6 protein-coding genes are annotated in these 6,946 nt (G+C 67.0%); 2 read left to right on the top strand and 4 right to left on the bottom strand.

The window, feature by feature from the left end:
• The 4 genes from Q0D45_RS17540 to baeS form a co-directional block, all read right to left on the bottom strand.
• On the bottom strand, positions 1-978 hold a 978-nt coding region (locus Q0D45_RS17540; protein ID WP_293395777.1), incomplete at its 3' end, for a TonB-dependent receptor plug domain-containing protein.
• Between the two features lie 63 nt (positions 979-1,041).
• Entirely contained in the window at positions 1,042-1,332 is a 291-nt protein-coding gene (locus tag Q0D45_RS17535) for a hypothetical protein (protein WP_293395775.1), read from the bottom strand.
• 71 nt (positions 1,333-1,403) lie between these two features.
• Entirely contained in the window at positions 1,404-2,096 is a 693-nt protein-coding gene (locus Q0D45_RS17530) for a response regulator (RefSeq protein ID WP_366946490.1), read from the bottom strand.
• Between the two features lie 29 nt (positions 2,097-2,125).
• Positions 2,126-3,607 (bottom strand): sensor histidine kinase efflux regulator BaeS, encoded by a 1,482-nt coding sequence (gene baeS, locus Q0D45_RS17525; RefSeq protein ID WP_293395769.1) that lies wholly within the window; start codon positions 3,605-3,607, stop codon positions 2,126-2,128.
• Between the two features lie 300 nt (positions 3,608-3,907).
• Between baeS and Q0D45_RS17520 the strand changes: the two genes are divergently transcribed.
• Positions 3,908-5,344 (top strand): efflux RND transporter periplasmic adaptor subunit, encoded by a 1,437-nt coding sequence (locus tag Q0D45_RS17520; RefSeq protein WP_293395766.1) that lies wholly within the window; start codon positions 3,908-3,910, stop codon positions 5,342-5,344.
• A partial coding sequence (locus Q0D45_RS17515; protein WP_293395763.1) for an ABC transporter permease occupies positions 5,341-6,946 on the top strand: 1,606 nt, incomplete at its 3' end. The genes Q0D45_RS17520 and Q0D45_RS17515, both read left to right, overlap by 4 nt.

The following is a 6,946-nucleotide window of genomic DNA, read 5'->3' as shown; positions in this document are numbered from 1 at the left end:
CTCGCCCGGGCCTTCGAACTCGATGTGCGTGTAGCTGTTGTAGGCGCCGCGAATCTTGATCGAATCGATACCCGGCAGCGGCTTGTTGAGGATGCCCTGAGCGTCGTAGCGGGTCTGGTCGAGATCGATGAACGCGGTTTCCTCGGCCGGCAGACCGTAGACGGTGTTGAAGGTGCTGACCGCGAACGACAGCGAATTGCCGCCGTCGATATAGCCGTAGGACAACGCGCCGGACTGCGCCTGCGAACGGCTGTTGGCGAGAGTGCCCTGACTGCCGCTGCCATCGACATTGGCGCTGCCGGGGATGTCGTATTCCTCGGATTTGCGGGCGCTGGCATCGAGATGGAACTGGCTGTGGCCGATGCCGTAGCCGATCTCGGTGGTGCCGTTGCGGGAATCGCCGTTGCTGCCGTATTCGGCATCAAGGCTGCCGTGCAGGCCATCGGTGACATCGACCGGCAGCCGGTCGTTGATGACGTTGACGATGCCGCCCGAAGCGCGGCTGCCGTAGAGCAGGGTCGCCGGGCCTTTCAGCACTTCGATCTGTCGGGCGTGGGCGGTATCGATGCCGACCGCGTGATCGGGGCTGACATCGGAAACATCGAGCGAGCCGATGCCATTCTCGAGGATGTCGACTCTCGGCCCAGCCTGGCCGCGGATCACCGGGCGCCCGGCACCGGGGCCGAAATCGGTGGTCGAGATGCCGGGTTCGTTCTCCAGCGTTTCGCCGATGGTGGCGGCCCGCTTGCGGTCCAGCTCGGCGCCGGACAGCACGGTGGTCGGCTGCACCAGTTCATCGGCGGTCTTGCCGAGCGGATTGGCGCGGACGGTGACGGTATCGAGTTCGACGGCGGCTTTCGGATCGTCATCGGCGTGCGCCACGTACGGAAAGGCGACGACGGCGGCGATCAGCGGCAGCAAACGGGGCAGGGCAACAGCAGCACGGCCATGGCGGCCATGCGGGTACGAAATAGTCATGGAAATCCTCGCAGCAAACGGAACGGGCACGGGCCACGAGGCCCGCGCGGGGTCAGCAGTTCGTCAGGCGAGGTGCAGCGGTGGTCCGCGCGGCGGCGGGCGATACAGCGGTTGCAGCGCCGGCAGGGCGACGATGGCCTGCACCGGAGCTTCGATACGCAGCGGCAGCAGCGCGATCGGCATTTCAGCCGCCGGTGGCGGTGCCGCGGCATGGCTGGCGACGCAGATTTCGCAGGCGACCAGTTCATCGCCGGGCGTCAGCGCGTGCTGGGTGCCATGAACGACCGTCAGCCACTGCCCGACCAGGAAGGTCAGCGCCAGCAGCCAGAGATGGGTCGTTCGTTTTTGCGTCATGTCAGCGATGAAGCGAGCGGGCGAATCGTACGACATTCGCGCGGCCTGGCGGCGCTTGGCTGCTCGCGGCCTTACCAGTCCAACTTGTAGCCGACGCCGTAGATCGAGCGGATCAATTCCTGCTCGGGGCTCGCCGCGTCGAGCTTGCGGCGCAGGTTCTTGATGTGGCTGTCGACGGTGCGATCGGTGACGATCCGGTGATCGGTGTAGAGCTTGTCGAGCAACTGATCGCGCGAGAACACGCGGCCCGGCGCATCGGCCAGGGTCTTCAGCAGACGGAACTCGACCGGCGTCAGCTGCAAGGACTGGCCGCGAAATTCAGCGGTGTAGCGGGCTTCGTCGATGCGCAGCACCTGTGCCAGTTCGTTGCTTGCTGCGCGCGTTTCGCCAGCGCCCGAATCGGCATCGGAGCGGCTGCGGCGCAGGATCGCCCGCACCCGCGCCACCACTTCGCGCGGGCTGAACGGCTTGCAGATGTAGTCGTCGGCGCCGAGTTCCAGGCCAAGCAGGCGATCGATCTCTTCGACTCGCGCGGTGACCATGACGATCGGCAGGTCGCTGAAGCTGCGCAGTTCGCGGCAGACCTCGAGGCCATCCTTGCCGGGCAGCATCAGGTCCAGCAGCACCAGGGCCGGATTGAGCAGGCGCGCGCGCGCCGCGACCTCGCGGCCATCGGCGCAGATGTCGGTGCGATAGCCTGCGGCTTTCAGATAGTCGGCCAGCAGGGCGGCGAGCTTCGGTTCGTCCTCGACGATCAGCACCAGCGGCGCAGTAGCTTCGACAGGGCTCACGTTCAGATGCCGGGCACGGCCAGCGGCAGGCGCAGGCGCAGGCTCAGCCGCAGGCCGCCGAGCGGCGAGGCCGCAGCAGTCAAGCTGCCGCCATGCGCTTCGGCGATCTTGGCGCTGATCGCCAGGCCCAGGCCGGCACCGCCGGTGGCGCGATTGCGCGAGGTCTCGACCCGGTAGAAGCGGTCGAACAATTTCGGCAGCGCGTCCGCGGCCACGCCGGGCGCGGAGTCATCGAACTGCAGCAGCAGCTCCTTGCCGTCGATACGCGCTTCAAGCCGCAGGCGACCGCCAGAGTCCGTATAGCGCAGGCTGTTCTCAAGCAGATTGCCGAGCAGCTGGCCGAGCCGTCCTTCGTCGGCCAGTACCATCACCGGCTCATCGGGCAAGTGCAGTTCCAGGGCGATGTCGTGCTGCGCGAGGCGCTCGCGGTAGGGATGCACGGCGTCGCGCAGCACCTCGATGACATCGCTGTCGCTCATCCGATAGCTGAGCGCGCCGACATCGGCGAGCGATAGTTCGTAGAGATCGTTGACCAGCTTGCCGAGGATCGCCGTTTCCGCCTGCAGCGAACGGATCGATTCCGGCGTCAGCGCGCGCACGCCGTCTTCCAGCGCTTCCAGTTCGCCGCGCAACACCGACAGCGGCGTGCGCAGCTCGTGCGAGACATCGGCCATGAACGCCCGGCGCATCTTTTCGTTCTGCTTCAGCGCGTGGGCGAGGCGGTTGAAGTCTTCGGCGAGCTGGCCCAGTTCGTCACCCGAGCCGGCTTCGACGCGCTCGTCGTAGTGGCCCGCCGCCAGCGCGTGCGTGCCCCGCGCAATGCGCTTCAGCGGCGCCAGGAACACCCGAGCCAGCAGCACGGCGACCAAGGCCGCCAGCAGGATCGCCAGCGCGCCGATCACCCAGCTCGCCCACAGCTGCTGCTGCGCGAAGCGATGCGCCGCCGCCGTGCTGACGTTCTGGAACGGCACCAGCGCCACCCAGCCGATGGTGCGGCCATCGACCTGCACCGGCCGGAACAAGGCATCGGCACCGACCTGCGAATTGCCAGCGATGAACTGGCGCTGCTCATCGAGCAACGCCAGGCGCAGGTTGACGCCGGTCAGATCGGATTGTGGTGGCGGCGGGCCGGGTGGGCGAGGGGTCGGCGGTGATGCGCTGGATGGCGCGCGGTCGCGATCGCCGTCATCGCTGCCGCAGTCGCCATCGGTTGCCGCCTGATTGCGGCTGAGGCCGCCCGGACGCAGCAGGCGAAACCACTGGCGCGGATTGTCGCGAAAGCAGTGCCAGCCACCCTGCGCCTGCCAGGTGCTGCCCAGTGCCGGCAGCAGCGCTTCCATGCGCTCGATGCCCTGATCGTTGAGGTAGCCGAGAAAGCCGCGATTGAAGGTCAACCGCGACGCCATGCCCATGGCCATCGCCACCAGCACGCTGCTGGTGAGAATGGCGAGGAACAGCTTGGCGGTGATGCCCGGCTTGAACATGGCGCACGGCGGACGGAAGAAGGCGCCTATTTCCGCCCCGCGACCGGCAAATCACAAGGGCAGTGCGAGCGATTCCACGAGAACTCCATGATTCGAATCATGGCGGGCCAGCTGTAGGGCGGCCCACGGCCGCCGGCATCCTTGTTCGATGAGAACGCGTGGGGGCGTGGCCCGCCCCACGACTATCTCCATGCTCTCTACATAGTCGCTGCACATTCGCCCCGCACAGTGCAGCCCTAGCCCGGTACAGACCGTGCTCCTGATTCCTTCCCGACGTTCGATCCCAAGGCTGGCCTGATCATGACCGCATCCACCACCGTTCCACCGCGTCGCCGTCGTCGCAAATGGGGGCTCGCTGTGCTCGCGCTGCTGCTGGTCATCGCCGTGGCCGGCGTGGTCTGGCAGCGTGGCAAGGCGGCCGATCCGATGGCCAACCTCCGCTTCGCCACGGTGGAGAAGGGCGATCTGGAAAAGACCGTGACCGCGGTCGGCTCGCTGAAGGCCAAGGATTACGTCGATGTCGGCACCCAGGTGTCCGGCCGGGTGCTGAACATTCACGTCGAGATCGGTGACAAGGTCGCCAAGGGCGAACTGATCGCCGAGATCGATCCCACGGTCTACGCCTCCACGGTCGCCAAGGATCGCGCGAATCTGGACAACCTCAAGGCCCAACTCGCGCAGCGCGGCGCCGAACTGGCGCTGGCCGATCAGCAGGCTGCCCGCAATGGCCGCCTTGCCGAGGGCAACGCGGTGAGCCAGGACGTGGTCCAGCAGGCCGAAGCATCCGCCCGTGTAGCTGCCGCGGCGGTGAATTCGGTGAAGGCGCAGATCAAGGCCGCCGAGGCGACCCTGGAAGGCGATCTCGCCAATCTCAACTTCACCAAGATCTACGCGCCGATGGACGGCACCGTGGTCGTCCAGGACACCCGCAAGGGCCAGACCGTGAACTCGGTGCAGTCGGTCGCGGTGATCGCGCAGGTTGCCAATCTCGACGTGATGACGGTCTGGGCGCAGGTCGCCGAGGCCGATGTCACCAATATCCGCCCGGACATGCCGGCCTACTTCACGACGCTGGGCGCGCCCGAGCGGCGCTGGGAAGGCAAGGTGCGCCAGGTGCAGCCGACGCCGACCACGACCAACGACGTGGTGCTCTACAACGTGCTGGTCGATGTCGATAACCACGAACGCGCGCTGCTGCCGGCGATGACCGTGCAGGCCTTCTTCGTGCTGGCCGCGGCTCACGATGCCGTGGTGGTGCCGCTCGGCGCGCTCAAGCCTGATCCCGATGCACGCACGTTCCGTGGTGGGCCCGGCGGCGCACCCGGCATGGGCGCCGGTGGCGAGCGCAGGAAGCGTGATCGCAGCGGTGGCAAGCCGGGCGAAGCGTTCAACGCGGCTCCCGCTGCTGCACCCGCTGAAGGCAAGGCTGAAGGCGCCCCGCCGGCCCTCGCAGAAGCCAAACCCGAGGCCACGCCTGAAGTTGCTGCGGGCGAGCCGGGGCGATCCAGCGATCGTCCCGTGCGGCGCGGCAAGCCGTATCGCGTGCAGGTGAAAACCGCCAATGGTGTCGAGTGGCGCCAGGTGAGAGTCGGCCTCGCTACCCGTACCGATGCCGAAGTGCTGTCCGGCCTGGAAGTCGGCGAAGAGATCGTCGTCGGCGAGAAGGGCGCATTGCCGGCCGCCGGCAGCGCCCGCGCGGCACCGCGCATGCCGGGCGGCGCCGGTCCGCGCCTGTGAGCACCGCTACCGAGATTCCACTGCTGCAACTGGAGCAGGTCGCCAAGATCTACGCCGGTGGCGATGGCGCCGAAGTGCGCGCGCTCGACGGCATCAGCTTGTCGATCGGCGCCGGTGAATTCGTCGCGATCATGGGTCAGTCCGGCTCCGGCAAGTCGACCCTGATGAACGTGCTCGGCTGTCTCGACACGCCGACCCGTGGCCGCTACCAGGTGCGCGGCATCGATGTCGCAACACTCAGTAAGGACGAGTTGGCAGCGCTGCGCCGCGACTGCTTCGGCTTCGTGTTCCAGCGCTACAACCTGATGACCACGATCACCGCGGCCGAGAACGTCGAGCTGCCGGCGATCTACGCCGGTGCCGCCAAGGCGCAGCGGGTACAGCGGGCGGCGGCACTGCTCGGTCAGCTGGGTCTGGGCGAACGCCTGGGCCACAAGCCGAACCAGTTGTCCGGTGGCCAGCAGCAGCGCGTGTCGATCGCTCGTGCATTGATGAATGGTGCCGACGTCATCCTCGCCGACGAACCGACCGGCGCGCTCGACAGCAAGAGCGGCGAAGAAGTGCTGGCCCTGCTCAGCCGGCTGCATGGCGACGGCCACACGATCATCCTGATCACTCACGATGCCAAGGTGGCCGCGCACGCCGAGCGGATCATCCAGATCAGCGATGGCCGCATCACCGAAGACAGCGGCAGCCGTGGCCGGGCCGCAACCCTGCGTGCGCTGAACACCGATCGTCGTCATCCGCACTGGCTGCCGGATCTCGGCGAGGCGGTGAAGATGGCGCTGCACTCGCTGCGCGGCAACCTGTTCCGTTCGGCCTTGACCCTGCTCGGCGTGGTCATCGGCGTGGCTGCCGTGGTGACCATGCTGGCGATCGGCAATGGCAGCAAGGCGCAGGTGATGAAGAGCATCGAATCGATGGGCAGCAACCTGCTGCTGGTGCAGCCGGGCGCGCCCGGCACCCGACCCAGCGGCGAGCTGGCGATGCTCAAGGAAACCGATGCCGAGGCCATCGAAGCACTCGATGGTGTGCAGGCGGTATCGCCGCAGCGGCAATCCCGGCAGACGCTGCGCTACGGCAACATCGACTACAAGAGCAACGTCACCGGCGTCTGGCCGACCTGGACCCAGATGCAGGACTGGAAGCTGTCCGAAGGCGTGTTCGTCAGCGATGACGATGTGAAGACCTACGCGCCGGTGATCGTGCTCGGCACCACGGTGGCGCGAAATCTGTTCCCGGATCTCGCGTCGCCGATCGGTCTGTATGTGCTGGTCGGCAAGGTGCCGTTCCAGGTCGTCGGCGTGCTCGCCAGCAAGGGTGCCAACGCCTTCGGTTCGGACATGGACGACGTCGCCGTGATTCCGCTGTCCACCGGCTTCGCGCGGGTGTTCGGCAAGCGCTTTCTCGGCACCATCAACGTCAAGCTGGCCAGCGCCGATGTCGCTGATAGCACGGAGGCCGCGATCACCGAACTGCTGACGGCACGCCACGGCACCATCGATTTCCAGGTGCGCAGTACCACCTCGCTGATGGAGATGGCGACCACCACGCAGAACACGCTGACCCTGCTGCTCGGCTCGGGGGCGTTCATTTCCTTGC

It is taken from the genome of Nevskia sp., assembly GCF_023266035.1.
In the GTDB taxonomy this organism is placed as follows: Bacteria; Pseudomonadota; Gammaproteobacteria; order Nevskiales; family Nevskiaceae; genus Nevskia.
The sequence above is the reverse complement of the archived record's forward strand: the minus strand, read 5'-3'. Positions and strand labels throughout refer to the sequence as shown.

Excerpts from the sequence above, each read along its gene's own strand:
- baeS (WP_293395769.1), bottom strand. The coding sequence starts at position 3,607 with ATGTTCAAGCCGGGCATCACCGCCAAGCTGTTCCTCGCCATTCTCACC.
- Q0D45_RS17520 (WP_293395766.1), top strand. The coding sequence starts at position 3,908 with ATGACCGCATCCACCACCGTTCCACCGCGTCGCCGTCGTCGCAAATGG.
- Q0D45_RS17535 (WP_293395775.1), bottom strand. The coding sequence starts at position 1,332 with ATGACGCAAAAACGAACGACCCATCTCTGGCTGCTGGCGCTGACCTTC.